The sequence below is a fragment of the Micromonospora sp. LOL_025 genome, assembly GCF_048060285.1.
In the GTDB taxonomy this organism is placed as follows: Bacteria; Actinomycetota; Actinomycetes; order Mycobacteriales; family Micromonosporaceae; genus Micromonospora.
In genome coordinates this window covers 35794-53329 of sequence record NZ_JBHMIR010000037.1, presented here as the reverse complement: position 1 = coordinate 53329, position 17536 = coordinate 35794, and the positions used below count along the sequence as shown (strand labels likewise).

Below are 17536 nucleotides of genomic sequence, written 5' to 3'. Positions count from 1 at the left end.
CGTCGCCCGAGACCTCTACCGACGCCTCGAAAACCCACCCCAGCCACTTGACGCGCCATAGGAGCGTCCCCCCACCACCCCACCCCCACCCACTCTGGCGTCGATCATGAGGTTGGCGGCGCGGTTCGGGCGATACCTCCCCGCCAACCTCATGATCGACAGCGGGCAGGAGCTGGCGGCGGGGGGCTGGCGGGGTCAGGGGGTGCGGATGGCGTCGAGGGCCAGCAGTGCGACGTGCAGGGAGAGGCAGGCCTCCACGGAGTCGAGGTCCACGTCCAGGACGCGGCGGATCCGGGCCAGCCGCTCGTAGAAGGCCGGTCGGGACAGGTGTGCCGCCCCGGCCGCCGCCGACTTGTTGCGGCCCTGCTCCAGGTACGCCCGCAGGGTGCCCAGCAGCTGCTCCCGCGGGTGCTGCGCGTCGTGGGTCAGCAGGGCGCCGAGTTCCCGCTCGACGAAGGTCTGCAACCGGGGCTCGTCGCGCAGCAGGTGCAGCAGTCCCGCCAGCCCGACGTGTGGCAGCCGGAAGACCGGCAGATCCCGCCGGTCCCGCCGGGCGGCGTCGGCGACCTGCCGGGCCTCGATCAGCGACCGACGCGCCTCCCGCAGGCCGGGCACGCCGGAACCGGCCGCGACGAGCAGTCCGCCGCCTGCCGGCCGGGCCACGCCGTTCGTCCGGCCGTTGGACCGGGCCGCTCCGTCACCGCGGACGGGGCCGCCCGGGCGGACCTGGCCGTCGGGACGCGCGGAGCCGCCCAGGCGGGGATGACCGTCCGGGCGGAGATGGCCGTCCGGACGGGCGGGGGTGTCCGGGCGGGTGCGGTGCAGCGCGGTGGCGAACGCGGCCAGCGACCGCTCCTCGGCCGCCGGCTCCGGCAGGGCGAGCAGCACGCCGACGGCGTGGTCGTCGATGGCGCTGGACAGCCCGGTCAGCTTCGCCTCGTGCAACGCCTGCCCGACCGCCTCGGCGAGATCACGCAGCCGTGCCGGGCCGGCCTCCGGACCGCCCGGGTGCCCCTGGTCCGGGGCCGGGCCGCCCTCCCCCGCCGGGTCGTCGGCCCGGTGCCGGACCACCACCCCGACCAGGTGCCGGCGCTCCAGCACCACGCCGAGCGCCCGGGCCCGCAGGGCGACCTCGTCCACCGGCAGGGAGTGGTCGAGCAGGGCGGTGAGCAGCGTCCGGTGGATCTGCCGCTCCAGACCCTCGGCGTCGCGCCGGATCAGCCGGCCCAGGGCCAGCGTCGAGGCGGCCCGCTCGACGAGGATGGTCAGCCGGGTGGGCGGGACCACGGGCGGCGCGGCGACGCCGACGGGCGCGCCGCCCTCCTCGGCGGGGTCGAACACGCGCCGGCCCGCCGCCAGGTCGCCCCCGCCGGGCCAGCGCAGCAGCAGCCGCCCCCAGTCCTGCCCCCGGGCGCCCACCGTGGTCACCAGCCACCCGTTGTCGCCGTCGTACGCGGTCCGCCCCGCCGGCCGGATCCGCCGCGAGTGCTGCTCCCAGCAGTCCAGCAGCAGCTCGGCGCTCTCCCCCGCCGGGTCGTACGCGAGCACCTGCCGGGAGAGGTTCTCCAGCACCACCGGACAGCCGGAGAGGTCGGCGGCCTGCCGCACCACCTCGCCGGGGCCGGCGCCCTCCACCGACAGCTCCGTGAAGCGCTGGTGGATCTCCTCTGTGGCCCGCAGCTCGGTCAGCTGGGCGTCGACGATCAGCGCGTGCACGGCCTCGGTGATCCGGACGAACGGGGTGGCCCGCCGCAGCTCGACCAGGGGCAGCCCGCGCCGCTCGGCGGCGGCGGCCATCACCCGGGGCACCCCGCTGACGTACCGGCGGCCCAGCTCGACGACCAGGCCGGAGACGCCCACGTCCGCCAGGTCGCCGATGAAGGCGCGCAGCCCGGCGTCGTCGGCGGGCAGCCCGATCCCGGTGGTGAGCACCAGCTCGCCACCGCCGAGCAGGGGGGCGATGTCGGGTACCTCGGTCACGTGCACCCAGCGCACCGGACGGTCGAGGCCGGCGTCCCCGGCGACCAGGCGGGGAGCGCCGTGGCGGACCGGGTCCAGCGCGAGAACCTCACGGACGGTAGGGAACACGGGCGACACGCTACCGTCCGTGACGTCGTTTCCGCACGGGCAGCCGCCCCGGTCCCAGTCCGGAGCGGGTGGCGCGCCCGCGTGAAGCGTTGTCTCCAGCGTGACGGGGTGCAGCCGGGGGTGCGGGTCAGCCCAGCGCCTTGCGCAGTAGCGCCGTCAACTGGTCCTGCTCGTCGGGTGAGAGTCGTCCGACCGCCGTGCGGGCGAAGGTGAAGGCCGCGGCGAACCGTTGGTTGACCTCGTCTCCCCGGGGGGTTCTCCCGACGAGTCGGGCGCGGCGGTCCCGGGGATCCGGCTCGCGGGCCACGAGGCCGAGCGCTTCGAGACGCACGACGATCTGGGTGATGTTGGAGGCATCGCAGCCCAGCTCCTCGGCCAGGGCGCCCATGCCCCGTCGCTCGTCGAGCCGCCCGAGCAGACATGCCTGCGCCGGGCTGAGCGACAGCTCGGCTGCCGCCGCCTCGTAGGCGCGGTCGTACACGTCGACCAGGTCGAACAGGACGGCCTCGGCCTCGGACGAGGTGGTCACGGGTCCGCTGGGCAGCGCCATGTTCCCCAGCCTAGATGATTTAGTTGATTCACTCAAATACCTGTGGTCCAATGATCCTTGATGCACTCAAGTAAACGAGGGGGACCGATGGAGAGCAGAGTCGAGCGCACCACGGGCGGCGCGATCGTGGCGTCGGAGATGAACGCGGTCGTCCTCGACCGGTTCGGCGGAGTCGACGAACTCTCGTCACGCCGGATACCGCTACCGCGGGTCGGCGACGACGACGTCCTCATCCGGGTGGAGTTCGCCGGGGTCGGGTCCTGGGACGCGGGCGAGCGGGAGGGGGAGTACGACGGCGTCTTCGGTGCCGCGTCGACCTTCCCCTATGTCCTCGGCTGGGACGCGGCGGGCACGGTGGCCGCGGTCGGCCGCAACGTCACGCGGTTCGGCGTGGGCGAGCGGGTCTACGCCGCGACGATGCCGGTGCCGCGTGGTGGCTCCTACGCCGAGTACGCCGTCGTCGAGGCGGAGTTCGTGGCTCGCGTGCCCGACCGGCTGCCGACCGGACAGGCCGGCGCGATGGCCTGGGACGCCCTGACCGCACTGAGCGGTCTCGATCTGCTCGGCCTGCGGCCGGACGAGACGCTCATGGTCTTCGGAGCCAGCGGGGGTATCGGGCACATGGCCGTGCAGCTGGCGCGACACAGCGGCATCCGGGTGCTGGCCGTGGCCTCCGGTGCCGACGGAGTCGCCCTGGCCCGGCGGCTGGGCGCCGATCACGCCGTCGACGGTCGCAGGGACGACGTGTTGGCTGCGGCGTCCGAGTTCGCACCGGGCGGGCTCGACGCTGCTCTGGTCACCGTGGGCGGCGAGGTCGCCGAACGTTCTCTGCGCGCGATCAGGAAGTCGGGACGGATCGCCTGGCCGAACGGTGTGCTGCCCGCGCCGGTGACGTCGCCGGGCGCGACGCTGTCCCACTACGACGGGGATCGGAGCCGCACCACCACCGATCGGCTGAACGCGATCATCGAGGCGAGCCCCTTCGAGGTCCACGTCGCCCGGACCTTCCCGTTGAAGCGGGCCGGGGACGCGCATCGCGCCCTGAACGATCACTACGTCGGGAAGCTGGCCCTCAGGGTCGGGTAGGACGCGAGCGACGCGGCCCGAGGGCCCCTTCCCGCCGAGGGGCCCTCGCGCCGCGTGACGCTCACCTGCCGGCGTCGCGGGGCCCTCCCGCCGAGGGCCCTCGGGCAACGTCCGGCGACGCTCAGTCGACGCCGAACTCCATCGCGGCGCGGTCGAGGGCCTCGTCGTCGGCGGAGGAGACGCCCCGGGAGGCGATGGCTTCCGCGCCGCCCTGCGGCATCGCACCGATCAGCCCGGTCGAGGCGGCCTGCGCGGCGCCGACCATCCGCTGCGGGGCCGCGCCGCCGACCATGCCGAGGGTCGCGTACTGCTCCAGCTTCGCCCGCGAGTCGGCGATGTCCAGGTTGCGCATGGTGAGCTGGCCGATCCGGTCCGACGGGCCGAACGCGGAGTCCTCCGTACGCTCCATCGACAGCTTGTCGGGGTGGTAGCTGAACGCCGGGCCGGTGGTGTCCAGGATCGAGTAGTCCTCGCCCCGACGCAGCCGCAACGTCACCTCGCCGGTGACCGCCGTGCCCACCCACCGCTGCAACGACTCGCGCAGCATCAGCGCCTGCGGGTCCAGCCAGCGCCCCTCGTACATCAGGCGGCCGAGGCGGCGGCCCTCGCTGTGGTAGTTCGCCAGGGTGTCCTCGTTGTGGATGGCGTTGACCAGCCGCTCGTACGCGGCGTGCAGCAGCGCCATGCCGGGCGCCTCGTAGATGCCCCGGCTCTTGGCCTCGATGATCCGGTTCTCGATCTGGTCCGACATGCCCAGGCCGTGCCGGCCGCCGATGGCGTTGGCCTCCAGCACCAGGTCGACCGGGCTGCCGAACTCCTTGCCGTTGATCGTCACCGGGCGGCCCTGGTCGAAGCCGATCGAGACGTCCTCGGTCGGGATCTCCACCGACGGGTCCCAGAACCGGACTCCCATGATCGGGTTGACCGTCTCGATGCCGGTGTCGAGGTGCTCGAGGGTCTTCGCCTCGTGCGTGGCGCCCCAGATGTTGGCGTCGGTGGAGTACGCCTTCTCGGTGCTGTCCCGGTAGGGCAGGCCGCGTTCGAGCAGCCACTCCGACATCTCCTTGCGCCCACCGAGTTCGGTGACGAAGTCGGTGTCGAGCCACGGCTTGTAGATGCGCAGCTGCGGGTTGGCCAGCAGGCCGTACCGGTAGAACCGCTCGATGTCGTTGCCCTTGAAGGTCGAGCCGTCGCCCCAGATCTGGACGTCGTCGGAGATCATCGCCCGGACCAGCAGGGTCCCGGTCACGGCCCGGCCCAGCGGGGTGGTGTTGAAGTACGCCCGCCCGCCCGAACGGATGTGGAAGGCCCCGCAGGTCAACGCCGCCAGGCCCTCCTCGACCAGGGCGGCGCGGCAGTCGACCAGCCGGGCGACCTCGGCGCCGTAGCTGAGCGCGCGACCGGGCACCGAGGCGATGTCCGGCTCGTCGTACTGGCCGATGTCGGCGGTGTAGGCGCAGGGAACGGCGCCCTTGTCGCGCATCCACGCGACCGCGACCGAGGTGTCGAGGCCGCCGGAGAAGGCGATGCCGACACGTTCGCCGATGGGCAGGGAGGTGAGAACCTTGGACACGGGGAAGATTATGCACCTGGCCGCATGGCCATGCAAATGGAACCCGCCCGTCACCACCTTCCCGGGCAGGACGCCTGGGCCGGGTCGTCGCGGCCCAGCTCCCAGCAGGCCACGGCGGTGGCGGCGGCGACGTTGAGCGAGTCGACGCCGCGGCGCATCGGGATCACCACGCGGACGTCGCTGGCGTCCATCGCCGCCCGGGTCAGGCCGGCGCCCTCGGCCCCCATGAGCAGCGCCGCGCGGGCCCGCTGCGCCGCGTCGAGCCGCTGGATCGGCACCGCGTCCGGGGCCGGGGTCATCGCCAGCACGGTGAAGCCGGCCGCGCGGACCTCGCCGAGCGCGTCCGGCCAGGGCTCCAGCTTCGCGTACGGGATCGCGAAGACCTCGCCCATGCTGACCCGGACGCTGCGCCGGTAGAGCGGGTCGGCGCAGGTCGGCGAGAGCAGCACGGCGTCCACGCCGAGCGCGGCCACCGCCCGGAAGATGGCCCCCAGGTTCGTGTGGTTGTTCACGTCCTCGAGGATCACCACCCGCCGCGCGGCGGCCAGCACCTCGGCGGCGGCCGGCAGCGGCTTGCGCCGGAACGACGCCAGCACGCCCCGGTGCACGTGGAAGCCCGTGGCCCGTTGCAGCACGTCCTGGGTGGCGGCGTAGACGGGGGCGTCGCCGGTGTCCAGGTCGGCGAGCTGGTCGACCCGCTTGGCGTCCACCAGGTACGACCGGGCCGGGTAGCCGGCGCGCAGCGCCCGGCGCAGCACCAGCTCGCCCTCGGCGATGAACAGGCCGTGCGGCGGTTCCCAGCGCGTACGCAGCTCGACGTCGGTCAGCGCGCGGTAGTCGGCGATCCGGTCGTCGTCGGGGTCGGTGATCGGGTGGATGGGCACCCGCCCGATTCTGCCGGACGTGCCGCAGCCGCCCCGGGCCGCCCGACGGCGGAGCGCCACGTGGCGTTTTGTCCGGGTGAGACGGGGAATGGCGGGCCGAAGCGGCGGACCGACGGAAGGACAGCCAGGTGAACGCACATCCCATGGGCACGCCGGGGCCGGCCCGCATCGACCACCCGGACGGACGGCGCGTCGACCTGGGCCCCCTGCCACGCGACGCCACCGTCGCGGACCACATCGTGCACCGGTTGGCCGGCTGGGGCGTCCGTCGCTACTTCGGCTATCCCGGCGACGGCATCAACGGCCTGACCTCGGCGCTGCAACGCACCGGGGAGCGGGCGCAGTTCGTCCAGGTCCGGCACGAGGAGACCGCCGGCTTCGCGGCCTCGGCGCACGTCAAGTACGGCGGCGGGCCGCTCGGCTGCGCGCTGGTGACCAGCGGTCCCGGCGCGATCCACCTGCTCAACGGCCTGTACGACGCCAAGCTGGACCACCAGCCGGTGATCGCCCTGGTCGGTCACACCGCGCTCACCGCCGAGGGCGGCGGCTACTACCAGGAGGTGGACCTGCTCGCCCTCTACAAGGACGTCGCGGCCGCCTTCCTGGCCCAGCTCGACCACCCCAGCCAGGTCCGCCACCTGGTCGACCGGGCCTGCCGCACGGCGCTGGCCCGGCGTACGGTCACGGCGCTGGTGCTGCCGTCCGACATCCAGGACGCGCCGGCCGTGCCGGAGCCACCGCACGCGCACGGCTACTACCGCACCAGCGACGTGCCCAGCAACGGCCCGACCGTGCCGACGGAGGCGGACCTGCGCCGGGCCGCCGAGGTGCTGGGCGGCGGCGAGCGGGTCGCCATGCTGGTGGGGCAGGGCGCGCTCGGCGCGGTGGACGAGGTCCGCGCGGTCGCCGACCGGCTCGGCGCGGGGGTGGCGGCGGCGCTGCTCGGGTTCGCCGCGGTGGACCACCGGGAGCCGTGGGTGACCGGCGCGATCGGCCTGCTCGGCACCCGGCCCAGCTGGCAGCTGATGAACGAGTGCGACCGGCTGCTGATCGTGGGCAGCAACATGCCGTACTCGGAGTTCTACCCGCCGCCGGGGCAGGCGCGGGCGGTACAGATCGACCGGGACGGCACGCAGTTGGGGCTGCGGTACCCGACCGAGGTGAACCTGACCGGGGACGCCGCCCCCACCCTGCGGGCCCTGCTGCGCGAGCTCGGCCCCGGCCCGGGACCGACCCGCTGGCGGGCCACGATCGGGAAGGCCACCACCGCCTGGCGCCGTACCCAGCGGGAACTGGCCGGGCAGGCCGCCGACCCGGTCAACCCGCAGCTGCTCTTCGCCACCCTCAGCGACCGGCTCCCCGACGACGTGATGATCTCGGTCGACTGCGGCACCACGACCGCCTGGTACGCCCGGCACCTCCAGGTCCGCCCCGGCATGCTGGCCAGCCTCTCCGGCACCCTGCTCTCGATGGGCGGCGCGATGCCGTACGCGCTGGCCGCCAAGTTCGCCCACCCGGACCGCCCGCTGGTGGCCCTGATCGGCGACGGCGCGATGCAGATGAACGGGGTCAACGAGCTGATCACGGTGGCCAAGTACTGGCGGAGCTGGTCGGACCCCCGCTTCGTGGTGCTCGTGCTCAACAACCGGGACCTGGCCTTCGTCAGCTGGGAGCAGCGCTCCAGCGAGGGGACGCCGATGTTCCCGGACAGCCAGCAGCTGCCCGACATCGGCTACCACCGGTGGGCGGAGGTGCTGGGCCTGCACGGCGAGCTGGTCGACGCGCCGGAGCAGGTGCCGGGCGTCTGGGAGCGGGCGCTGAGCGCGGACCGGCCCGTGGTCGTCAACGCGCTGGTCGACCCGGCCGAGCTGATGCTGCCGCCGCACTTCACCGCCGAGCAGGCCCGCAACACCGCCGCCGCCGTGCTGCGTGGCGACACCGACTGGGCGGGCATCATCCGGCGGGGCCTGCCCACGGCGGTCGCCACCCTCCGGCCGGGGCGCGGCCGGGACTGAGCCACGCCCGCCGGGGCTCAGTCCGCACGGCGGTAGCGCAGCAGCACCGACCTGCCGTCGAAGGTCCGCGACTCGACCAGGTGCAGCTTGATCCGCCCCGGGACCGAGAAGACCGGCTTGCCGCCGCCGAGCACCACCGGGTGGACGAAGATCTGGTACTCGTCGATCAGGCCGAGGTCGGTCAGCGCGCCGGCGGCCCCGGCACCGCCGTTGAGCAGCAGATCGCCGCCCGGCTGCTCCTTGAGCGCGGTGACCTCCTTGCCGAGGTCACCGCCGCCGACCACCTGCGCGCCGTGCTCGGCGGCGGTGAGGGTGCGCGAGACCACCACCTTCGGCGTACGCCGCCAGATGGGCGCGAACGCGAGGTCGTGCGGGTGATCGGAGATCGACTCGGCCTGCGGCCAGTAGGCGGCCATGAACTCCCAGACCCGGCGACCGTAGAGGAACGCGCCGGCCCGGTCGCACTGCGCCAGCGAGTACGCGGACAGCTCCGGGCCCATCTCCGGCCAGTCGAACTCGCCGTTCGGCCCCTCGATGAACCCGTCGAGCGACTGGTGCACTCCGTAGATGATCTTCCGCATGCCGCTGCTCCTCCTGGCCTCGCTCGCCCCTCGCCGGCGTTCTCGCCAAGTGGTCGGAGCGGCGTCGCCGGATCCGACAGCCCGGGACGACTTTCTCCGGCTCTGTTCCACGGCTTTCCCCCGGTGGTGCCGGCCGGATACATCCCCCGATCGTCCGCCGGGCGGTCCCATGGGTGGGGCAGCTCGACAGCGCGCGCTGGTCATCCCCGGAAGAGCGCCGGAAGCCGACGACCGCACCGGAGTGCGGGTCGACGGCCAGCGGCGGGGACGCCGGCGGTCAGCCGCGGCGCTCCAGCCAGCGTCGCAGGTCGGACAGGCGCTGGTCGTCCGCGGGCGACGGCCGCCGCTCCTCGGACGGGCGGCGCTGTTCGACCGGCGGACGCTCCACCGGGCGGCGCGGGTCGCCGACCAGTTCGCGGCTCGGCGCGGCGAAGGCCTTCTCCGGCTCGCCGGCGACGGCGGTGCCGATGACCCGGGCGACCGCGTCGATCACCCTCGCCTGCACCGCCGCGCCCACCGAGTCGGTCGGGTCGTCCGGGTTGGCGGCGATGCCGGCGACCGCCACCTGCGGGGTGAAGCCGACGAAGGTCTCGGTGGCGTTCTTCTCCGAGCTACCGGTCTTGCCGGCCACCGGCCGGCCGTCGAGGATCCGGTTCACCGAGGTGGCCGTGCCTCCGTTGCACTGCCCGGACGCGGACTGCTGGCCGACCGGGCAGCGGGCCGCGTCGGTGGCGGCCCGGGCCACGTCGACGTCGAGCACCCGGCGGCAGGACGGGTCGCCGACCGGCACCCGCTGGCCGTCGGCGGCGGTCACCGAGACCACCGGCAGCGGCGCGCAGTACGTGCCCTCGGCGGCCACCGTGGCGTACGCGTTGGCCAGGTCGAGCGGGGTGGTGGCGGTCACGCCCAGGGTGAACGAGCCCCAGTCGGCGGCGTCGTTCTCGGCGAAGGTGGCGTCGGCGTCGGCCCGGAAGGTGATGCCGAGACGCTTCGCCATCTCGACCACCTTCTCCTGCCCGACCTGTTCGGCCAGCCAGACGAAGTAGGTGTTCACCGAGCGGCCGAAGCCGTCCCACATCATCCGGTAGCCGTCCATCCACTCCGGGTTGGCGTTGGCCGGGCACCACCGGCCGTCGCAGCTGCCCTCCCCCTCGGCGGCGTACCGGGTGGGTAGCCGGCTGGGCGCGTCGAAGCCGGTGGCGAGGGGCTTGCCGGCCTCCAGGGCGGCGAGCATGGTGAAGAGCTTGAACGTCGAACCGGCCTGGTAGCCGTCCACGCTGTCGCCGCCGGAGACCAGCGGGTTGACGGTGTTGGGGCGGTTGGCCTGCCCGTCGGGGTTGGCGTCGAGGCTGTAGTGCCGGTTGACCGCCATCGCCAGCACCCGGCCGGTGCCCGGTTCGACGGCCGCGATCGGCAGGGCGCGCTCGTTGTCGTAGGAGTAGACGCCGGTGGCCTGCTTCTGCGCGGTGGCCTGGATCTGCGGGTCGAGCGAGGTCACCACCGAGTAGCCGCCGCGGCGCAGCGCCTGCTCGCGCTCCTCGACGGTGGCCCCGAACTCGGGCTGCGCGAGCCACCACTGCCGCAGGTAGTCGCAGAAGAAGCCCCAGTCGTCGTGGCCCTGGGCGACGGCGGTGCAGCCGTTGGGCTGGGCGGTGGGGCGCAGCGTGAGCTTCTCGGCCCTGGCCCGCGCGGCCTCCGCGGCGCCGATCGCGCCGGTGGCGACCATCGAGTCCAGCACGTAGCCCCGGCGCTCCAGCGCGGCCTCCGCGTCGCCGTCGATCGGGCTGTACGCCTCCGGCGACTGCACCAGGCCGGCGAGCAGGGCCGCCTCGCCGAGGGTCAGCTCCGCCGGGGACTTGGCGAAGTAGCGCTGGCTGGCCGCCGCGATGCCGTACGCCCCGGAGCCGAAGTACGCGATGTTCAGGTACCGGTTGAGGATCTCGTCCTTGCTCAGGCGCTGCTCCAGCGCCGTGGCGTACCGGATCTCCTGGATCTTGCGCCCGACGGTCTGCTCGGTGGCCGCGGCGCGCTCCTCGGCGGTGCGGCCGGGATCGGTCTTGAGCACGTTGCGGACGTACTGCATGGTCAGCGTGGAGCCGCCCTGCTGCCCGCCGCCGGAGACGTTCGACACCACGGCCCGCAGCAGCCCGCGCAGGTCGGCGCCGCCATGGTCGTAGAAGCGCCGGTCCTCGGCCGCCACGATCGCCTGCCGCATCACCGGGGCGATCTCGTCGAGCGGCACGTCGGTGCGGTTGACGTCGTAGAACGTGGTGATCAGCGTCTTGCCGTCGTTGGCGTAGAGGTAGGAGCGTTGCGGCGTGACCGGCGTGCGCAGCGCCTCGGGCAGCGCGGCGTACGACCCGACCGCGGCCTTCGCGGCGAACCCGAGCAGCAGGTTTCCCGGTAGCGCGGCGACCGCCAGGACGAGGCCGGCGAGCACGCCGGCGAGCAGCACGGTGAACAGCCGCGACAGCGGTGGGCGGGGTGGGGCCATGGTCCCCAGGGTTGCCACGCGACGGGCCGATCGACCACTCCCGTAGCCCGGTTGTCAGCAATTTCACCGCCCGTGACCAGCGACTTCCCATCCCACCCGCCCCCTCGGCCACCGCCCGCCCCGTGGGTACCACCCGCCCCGACCGCGTCCGCCCGGTCCGGCGGCGCCCGCCGGTTCCGGTGGCCGTCGGAGGCGGTGCGGCGGGTCAGGTGGGCAGTGGGCCGTTCGGGCCGGGAGCGGACGGGGCGGCGGCGAGGCTCGCGCTGGCGGCGTCGCGGGCGACGTCCCGGGGCACCAGGCGGCCCGAGCGGTAGCCGATGCCGAATCCGGCGATCAACACGAAGATCGCGCCGAAGGTCTGCAACGAGCCGATCAGCGCGCCGCCGACGCCCAGCAGCGGGGCGGCGATCATCAGCATGGCGCCGTCGCCGATGCTGAACGTGCCGGACCGGGCCACCGACCAGCCGGTCAGCAGCCAGCCCAGGCTGTAGCAGCTGGCGCCGACCAGCACGAGGGTCCGGGCGGTGGTGCCGAAGACCGGGGTCTGCTCCGCCAGCCCCGCGAAGGGAAGCATGAGCACCGTGCCGGCGATGGAGACGAGCAGGCCGGCGACGGCCGCCCGGCGGCTGCGGGTCGCCGCCAGCAGCCCGGTCAGCGCCAGCAGGGCGAGCAGCCCGAGCCACACCGCCGCCACCCAGCCCACCAGGTAGAGGGGCCGGCCGTCGGCCGGGTACGGGTCGTTGCCCACCCCGCCGTCGCTGCCCATCGCCACGACGGCGTAGAGGATGGCGTACGCGGGGAGCAGCCACACCGCGCCCCGGGCGAGCCGGCGCAGCGACCAGGCCCAGGTGGCGTTCGTGGCCGGCCCGATCGGCGTCGGCTCGACGAAGGGCAGCACCCCGAACCCCCCGCCGGTACGCCGGCTGCCGAGCGGCCCGGCGGGATCGTGCGCACCGGGCACCGGGGCCGAGGACCGTACCCGCTTCGCCGGATCCTTCATGCGTCACCTCGCTCGTCCGACGAGCGGTGCGGGACGCGCCGGGGCGCCCCGATGCCTGCTCACCGCCCGTCCTAGGACCGATGGTGGCAGGCGGCGGAGCGCCCCATGAGTGGTTCTCGCATTTCCGGGCGGTCGCGCCCGGCGCCGGTCAGCCCCGTTGGCGCTGGTCGGCCGGGTCGTTCAGCAGGCTCGTCGGGGAGACCGGCTCCGGTGCCGGCAGCCCCTGCGGCCTGCCGCCGGTGGCCTGCGCCTCGGCGACGCGTACCTCGTCGTGGATCTGCTGCGCGGCGGCCGCCGCGGCCTGCGCGGCCTCGGCCGCCTCGCGCTCCACCTCGCTCGCGCTACCGGCCGCCTCCGGCGCCGGCTCGTCGCCGACCATCCGGCTCAGCCCGCCCAGCGCGCCGCCCATGCCCTCCAGCGCCTTGGTCAGCTCGGCCGGCACGATCCAGACCTTGTTCGCGGTGCCGTTGGCGATCTGCGGCAGGGCCTGGAGGTACTGGTAGGCGAGCACCTTCTGGCTCGGGTTCGCCTGGTGGATCGCGTCGAACACCGTCTTGATCGCCTTCGCCTGACCCTCGGCCTGGAGGATCCGGGCCTGCCGGTCACCGTCGGCGCGCAGCACCGCGGACTGCTTCTCACCCTCGGCCGTGAGGATCTGCGACTGCTTGTGCCCCTCGGCGTTCAGGATCGCCGCCCGGCGGTCCCGCTCGGCGCGCATCTGCTTCTCCATCGAGTCGCGGATGCTCGCCGGCGGCTCGATCGCCTTGAGCTCCACCCGGGTGACCTTGATGCCCCAGCGGCCGGTCGTCTCGTCCAGCACGCCCGACAGATGACGGTTGATCTGGTCGCGGCTGGTCAGTGCCCGCTCCAGGTCCAGCGAGCCGATCACGTTACGCAGCGTGGTGACGGTGAGCTGCTCGATTGCCTGGAGGAAGTTCGAGATCTCGTAGGTGGCCCGGACCGAGTCGACGACCTTGAAGTAGAGGACCGTGTCGATCGAGACGACCAGGTTGTCGGAGGTGATCACCGGCTGCGGCGGGAAGCTGACCACCTGCTCACGCATGTCGACCTTGGTACGCACCGCGTCGACGAACGGGACCAGGATGTTCAGCCCCGGGTTGAGCGTGCGCTTGTACTTGCCGAGCCGCTCGACCACGTCCTGACGCTGCTGCGGCACGATCCGCACCGCCTTGGCCAGGGTGATCACCCCGATCAGCGCGATGGCGATCAGTAGGACCGGGATCACAAGTTCCATGTACTCACCTTTTCGCTTCGGGTAGCTCGCCGGAAGGGGAAACGTCGTCCCGCCACACCAGGGCGGTAGCGCCCCGCACCTGGATCACCTGCACCCGGTCGCCAGGGGCGAAGTGCTGGCTCGCGTCGTAGGAGCGGGCCTGCCAGAGCTCGCCGTCGATCTTCACCATGCCCTGCCCGGCGTCGACCTGCTCCAGCACCAGCGCCGTGCTGCCCTCGATCGCCTCCACGCCGAAGGGCTGCTCGCCGCTCTCGAGCGCGGAGCGGCGGTGCCTGCGCAGCGTCGGGCGTACGCCCAACACCGTCAGCGCCGACACGCCGGCGAAGACGATCGCCTGCACCTCGACCGGGGCGCCGAGCGCCGCCGCTCCCGCGGCGGCCAGGGCCCCGACCGCGAACATGATCAGAAACAGCGTCGTCGTGAAGATCTCAGCGACCGCCAGAACGACACCCAGCACGATCCACAGCACGGCGTCCACCCCCCGATCGTGACACGTCAAAGCACGTGGAGCCCACTCGCGAAGATCAGTAGGCTCGGCGGCACGCCGGCGGCCCACCCCGACGGCACCGGAATCCCCAGAGGAGAGCCCGTGTCCCTGTTGCCCGAGACCACCCGCCAGGTCGATGCCCTCGTCGCCGGGGCGCAGTCCGCCGGCCGTACGCCGTCGCTGCTGATCGGCGTGGTGCGGGACGGCGCGCTGACCCACCTCGCCACCGCCGGCGAGCACCCGCGCCCCGACGCCGACCTCCAGTACCGCCTCGGGTCGATCAGCAAGACCATGACCGCCACCCTGGTCATGCAGGAGCGCGACGCCGGCCGGCTGGCCCTGGACGACCCGCTGGAGAAGCACCTGCCCGGCACCGGTGTGGGCACGCTCACGCTGCGGCAGCTGCTCGGCCACGCCAGCGGCCTGCGCCGCGAGCCGGACGGGCAGTGGTGGGAGCGCGCCGAGGTCGGGGACCTGACCACCCTGCTGGCCGGGGTGAGCGCCGAGAAGATCGCCTATCCCCCGCACCGCTCGTACCACTACTCCAACCTGGCGTACGGGCTGCTCGGCGGCGTGCTGGAGCGGATCACCGGCACCCCCTGGGCCGAGCTGCTGCGCCAGCGCGTGCTGGAGCCGCTCGGCATGCGCCGCACCACGTACGCGGCGACCGAGCCGTTCGCCCGCGGCTACGTGGTGCACCCCTGGCACGACACGCTGCGGGAGGAGCCGCGTACCGACACCGGGGCGATGGCCCCGGCCGGGCAGCTCTGGTCCACCGCCGAGGACCTGGCCCGGTGGGCGGCCTTCCTGGCCGACCCGGCGCCGGAGGTGCTGGCGGCGGAGACGCTGACCGAGATGTGCGTCCCGGTGTCGATCAACGACGTCGACTCGTGGACCGGCGGGCACGGCCTCGGGCTGGAGCTCTACCGGCAGGGCGAGCGGGTGTACGTCGGGCACGGCGGCTCGATGCCCGGCTACGTGGCCGCCCTGGCGGTGCACCGCCCGTCGCGCACCGGCGTGATCGGCTTCGCCAACTCGTACGGCTTCCGCACCGGCGGGATCGCCCGGCTCGCGCTACGGATCCTCACCACCGTCCTGGACGCCGAGCCGGCGTTCCCGCGCCCCTGGCGACCGGCCGCCGCTCCCCCGCCCGCCGAGGTCGACGAGGTGACCGGTCGGTGGTGGTGGATGGGGGCGTCGCTCGACGTCGTCTGGGACGCGGCCGCGGGCGAGCTGGTCGCGTACGTGCGCGGCGATCGGGTGAGCGTGTTCGTCCCGGCGGGGCCGGACCGCTGGCGGGGCCGCTCCGGCCCGGAGAACGGCGAGATCCTGTCGGTGCTGCGCGACGGGTCGGGGCGGGCGGTGGCGCTCGACATCGCCACCTTCGTCTTCACCCGCACCCCCGACCAGGAGCCCTGACCGCCCACGTTCCGCCCCGCGGCAGGCGACGACCCTGACGCGGGGCGGGCCCGGCGGCCCGGCGCTCCGGCTTTGGCCTTGGCTCCGGCTGCCGCTCCGGCTCCCGGCTCCCGGCTCCCGGCTCCCGGCTCCCGGCTCCGGCTCCGGCTCCGGCTCCGGCTCCGGCTCCGGCTCCGGCTCCGGGAACGGTGCTCAGGCCGGTTCGGTGACGAAGTCGATCAGTCGTTCCATCGCGTTGATCAGCGGGGTCTCCACGTCGGCGAAGCTGTCGACCCGGGACAGGATGTGCCGCCACATGTCCGCCGGCTCGGCGACCCCGAGCGCGGCGCAGACGCCCTCCTTCCACGGCTGCCCCGGCGGCACCACGGGCCACGCCGGGATGCCCAGCGCCGCCGGCTTCACCGCCTGCCACACGTCGACGTACGGGTGCCCGGTGACCAGCACGTGCGGGGAGGTCACCCTCGCGACGATCCGGCTCTCCTTGGAGCCGGCGACCAGGTGGTCGACGAGCACGCCCAGGCGCCGGCCGGGGCCGGGGGCGAAGTCGCGCACCTCGGCGTCGAGCGCGTCGATGCCGTCCAGCGGCTCCACCACCACGCCCTCGATGCGCAGGTCGTCGCCCCAGATCCGCTCGACCAGGGCGGCGTCGTGGATCCCCTCCACCCAGATCCGGCTGGCCTTGGCGACCTGGGCGCGTACGCCGTCGACGGCGATCGAGCCGGAGGCGGTGCGGCGGCGGGCGGCCGGCACCGGGGCGCGGGTCGGCCGGCGCAGCGTCACGGGCCGCCCGTCGAGCAGGAACGCCGCCGGCAGCAGCGGGAAGTTGCGCCGGCGTCCGTGCCGGTCCTCCAGCACCACCGCGCCGGCCTCGAAGCCGACCACCGCCCCGCAGAAGCCGGAGTCGGCGTCCTCGACCACGAGGTCCGGCTCGGCGTCCACCTCGGGCGTGACCTTCCGCCGCCGCCAGTCCCCCGCCAGCACATCGTCCGCGTACCGCCCCATGCCGATCAAGCTAACCTCCCACCCCGCCCCCCGCACCCGACACGCCGCCCACCCCGCCCACCCCGCCCTCCCCGCCCCCACCCGTCGCGGCGATCATGCAGTTGTGGTGCCCCGCAAAAGGGGCAGAGATCGACGATCCGCCCGCCACAACTGCATGATCGACGGGGTGGGGGGCGGGGCGGGGCGGGGCGGCGGACAGTCGGAGCGGCAGTCGAGACAGGGGCGGCGGTGACCACGTACCCTTTCGGCATGTCCACCCCCGCAGCGGGCGCGGCCACTCTCACACCGCGCCGGTCGAGCCGGTTCGTTGCCTGGGTACGCGCGTGGCGTGCCGGGCTGGTGCCCTTCGACGAGGTCGCCGACGCCATCGCCGGCGACGAGGAGCACCTGGTCGCCGACGCGCCCGGCACCTGGACCGACGTTCCCCTGCCCCAGGCGCTGCCCACCCTCGCGAAGCTCTCGCCCGACGAGATCCGGCTCGTGCTGCCGGCGCCCGGCGATCCGCGCGGGCTGCCCGGCCCGGGCGACTTCGCCGGCGCGGCGCTGGTCGCCGGTGAGGCGGTCGTCGCCGGGGGTCTCGGGTTGATCCCGCACGTGCGCACGCACACGTCCGGCTCCGGCGACACCTTCGAGACGGTGCTCTGGCGGGTCTACCCGCTGCCGGCCGATGCCCCGGCCGCCTCCCTCGTGTTGCCCGGCGCGGCCGAGGCCGAGGCGGAGCTGGCGGTGGCCCTGGCCGACACGACCGCCGCGCTGACCCGGTTGGACGTCGCCCAGTGGCGGCCCGAGCTGGCCGGGGCGTTGGAGGCGCTGCGCCGGCCGGACGGCGCCACCGACCTGCCGCCCGGGTTCGACCCGCGCGCCCGGCGGCTCTTCGCCCGGGCCGCCGTGCTCGACCGGGTGCTCGCGCTGGCCGGGCACGCCGCGCCGGGCGGCGCGATCAACAACTACGAGGCCCAGCAGCGCGACGCCGCGCTGCGCCCGCTGACCACCGCCTGCCGGCAGGCGCTGGTGGCCGCCTGCAACGCCCCGCTGCGGCCCTGAGCGCGAGCGGCGGCACGAAACCCGGCCCCCCGATTCGGCGTCACGCCGCACCGTGCGG

The 17536-nt window shown here is 74.2% G+C and carries 13 protein-coding genes and 1 pseudogene; 4 read left to right on the top strand and 10 right to left on the bottom strand.

All coding sequences use genetic code 11. The features are described from left to right. Positions 1-195 precede the first annotated feature (195 nt). The gene (locus ACFHW0_RS28435) at positions 196-2097 is read right to left on the bottom strand and encodes a PucR family transcriptional regulator (protein ID WP_416612539.1); all 1902 of its coding nucleotides are present in this window, start codon (positions 2095-2097) and stop codon (positions 196-198) included. Positions 2098-2215: 118 nt separating this feature from the next. Beyond that, positions 2216-2638 (bottom strand): MarR family winged helix-turn-helix transcriptional regulator, encoded by a 423-nt coding sequence (locus tag ACFHW0_RS28430; RefSeq protein ID WP_416612537.1) that lies wholly within the window; start codon positions 2636-2638, stop codon positions 2216-2218. An 87-nt stretch (positions 2639-2725) separates the two neighbouring features. On the opposite strand from ACFHW0_RS28430, the gene ACFHW0_RS28425 reads away from it, so the two are divergent. Then, positions 2726-3724: a quinone oxidoreductase family protein gene (locus tag ACFHW0_RS28425; RefSeq protein WP_416612535.1), complete on the top strand. Its 999-nt coding sequence runs from the start codon at positions 2726-2728 to the stop codon at positions 3722-3724. A gap of 121 nt (positions 3725-3845) precedes the next feature. Here the strand turns inward: ACFHW0_RS28425 and argG are convergent, their stop codons facing one another. Together argG and ACFHW0_RS28415 are read right to left on the bottom strand one after the other, a co-directional pair. Beyond that, a complete protein-coding gene (gene argG / locus ACFHW0_RS28420) occupies positions 3846-5297 on the bottom strand; it encodes an argininosuccinate synthase (RefSeq protein ID WP_416612533.1) in 1452 nt (483 codons plus the stop codon). Between the two features lie 50 nt (positions 5298-5347). Next, a pseudogene (locus tag ACFHW0_RS28415) lies at positions 5348-6350 on the bottom strand (TrmH family RNA methyltransferase). Between ACFHW0_RS28415 and ACFHW0_RS28410 the strand changes: the two are divergent. Further along, a complete protein-coding gene (locus ACFHW0_RS28410; RefSeq protein ID WP_416612543.1) occupies positions 6325-8196 on the top strand; it encodes a thiamine pyrophosphate-requiring protein in 1872 nt (623 codons plus the stop codon). The pseudogene ACFHW0_RS28415 and the gene ACFHW0_RS28410 sit on opposite strands and share 26 nt — an antisense overlap. A 17-nt stretch (positions 8197-8213) precedes the next feature. Here the strand turns inward: ACFHW0_RS28410 and ACFHW0_RS28405 are convergent, their stop codons facing one another. The 5 genes from ACFHW0_RS28405 to ACFHW0_RS28385 form a co-directional block, all read right to left on the bottom strand. After that, positions 8214-8777, bottom strand: a complete 564-nt coding sequence (locus tag ACFHW0_RS28405; RefSeq protein WP_416612531.1) for a dihydrofolate reductase family protein — start codon at positions 8775-8777, stop codon at positions 8214-8216. Between the two features lie 277 nt (positions 8778-9054). After that, on the bottom strand, positions 9055-11271 hold the full coding sequence (locus tag ACFHW0_RS28400; RefSeq protein WP_416612529.1) for a transglycosylase domain-containing protein: 2217 nt from the start codon (positions 11269-11271) through the stop codon (positions 9055-9057). Positions 11272-11476: 205 nt separating this feature from the next. Continuing rightward, the gene (locus ACFHW0_RS28395; RefSeq protein ID WP_416612527.1) at positions 11477-12271 is read right to left on the bottom strand and encodes a hypothetical protein; all 795 of its coding nucleotides are present in this window, start codon (positions 12269-12271) and stop codon (positions 11477-11479) included. 148 nt (positions 12272-12419) lie between these two features. Next, positions 12420-13526 (bottom strand): SPFH domain-containing protein, encoded by a 1107-nt coding sequence (locus ACFHW0_RS28390; protein ID WP_358121672.1) that lies wholly within the window; start codon positions 13524-13526, stop codon positions 12420-12422. 4 nt (positions 13527-13530) lie between these two features. Continuing rightward, a complete protein-coding gene (locus ACFHW0_RS28385; RefSeq protein ID WP_088999430.1) occupies positions 13531-14004 on the bottom strand; it encodes an NfeD family protein in 474 nt (157 codons plus the stop codon). Between the two features lie 111 nt (positions 14005-14115). Here ACFHW0_RS28385 and ACFHW0_RS28380 point away from each other — a divergent pair, with 111 nt between their 5' ends. Next, complete coding sequence (locus tag ACFHW0_RS28380) at positions 14116-15432, top strand: serine hydrolase domain-containing protein (protein WP_416612524.1); 1317 nt, start codon at positions 14116-14118, stop codon at positions 15430-15432. Between the two features lie 192 nt (positions 15433-15624). On the opposite strand, the gene ACFHW0_RS28375 is transcribed toward ACFHW0_RS28380, so the two are convergent. After that, a complete protein-coding gene (locus ACFHW0_RS28375) occupies positions 15625-16434 on the bottom strand; it encodes a DUF3097 domain-containing protein (RefSeq protein WP_416612522.1) in 810 nt (269 codons plus the stop codon). A gap of 249 nt (positions 16435-16683) precedes the next feature. Between ACFHW0_RS28375 and ACFHW0_RS28370 the strand changes: the two genes are divergently transcribed. After that, positions 16684-17478 (top strand): hypothetical protein, encoded by a 795-nt coding sequence (locus tag ACFHW0_RS28370; protein ID WP_416612520.1) that lies wholly within the window; start codon positions 16684-16686, stop codon positions 17476-17478. Positions 17479-17536: the final 58 nt, after the last annotated feature.

Coding starts and splice junctions, on each gene's coding strand:
- ACFHW0_RS28430 (WP_416612537.1), bottom strand. CDS start 2,638: ATGGCGCTGCCCAGCGGACCCGTGACCACCTCGTCCGAGGCCGAGGCC.
- ACFHW0_RS28425 (WP_416612535.1), top strand. CDS start 2,726: ATGGAGAGCAGAGTCGAGCGCACCACGGGCGGCGCGATCGTGGCGTCG.
- ACFHW0_RS28410 (WP_416612543.1), top strand. CDS start 6,325: ATGGGCACGCCGGGGCCGGCCCGCATCGACCACCCGGACGGACGGCGC.
- ACFHW0_RS28405 (WP_416612531.1), bottom strand. CDS start 8,777: ATGCGGAAGATCATCTACGGAGTGCACCAGTCGCTCGACGGGTTCATC.
- ACFHW0_RS28400 (WP_416612529.1), bottom strand. CDS start 11,271: ATGGCCCCACCCCGCCCACCGCTGTCGCGGCTGTTCACCGTGCTGCTC.
- ACFHW0_RS28395 (WP_416612527.1), bottom strand. CDS start 12,271: ATGAAGGATCCGGCGAAGCGGGTACGGTCCTCGGCCCCGGTGCCCGGT.
- ACFHW0_RS28390 (WP_358121672.1), bottom strand. CDS start 13,526: ATGGAACTTGTGATCCCGGTCCTACTGATCGCCATCGCGCTGATCGGG.
- ACFHW0_RS28375 (WP_416612522.1), bottom strand. CDS start 16,434: ATGGGGCGGTACGCGGACGATGTGCTGGCGGGGGACTGGCGGCGGCGG.
- ACFHW0_RS28370 (WP_416612520.1), top strand. CDS start 16,684: ATGTCCACCCCCGCAGCGGGCGCGGCCACTCTCACACCGCGCCGGTCG.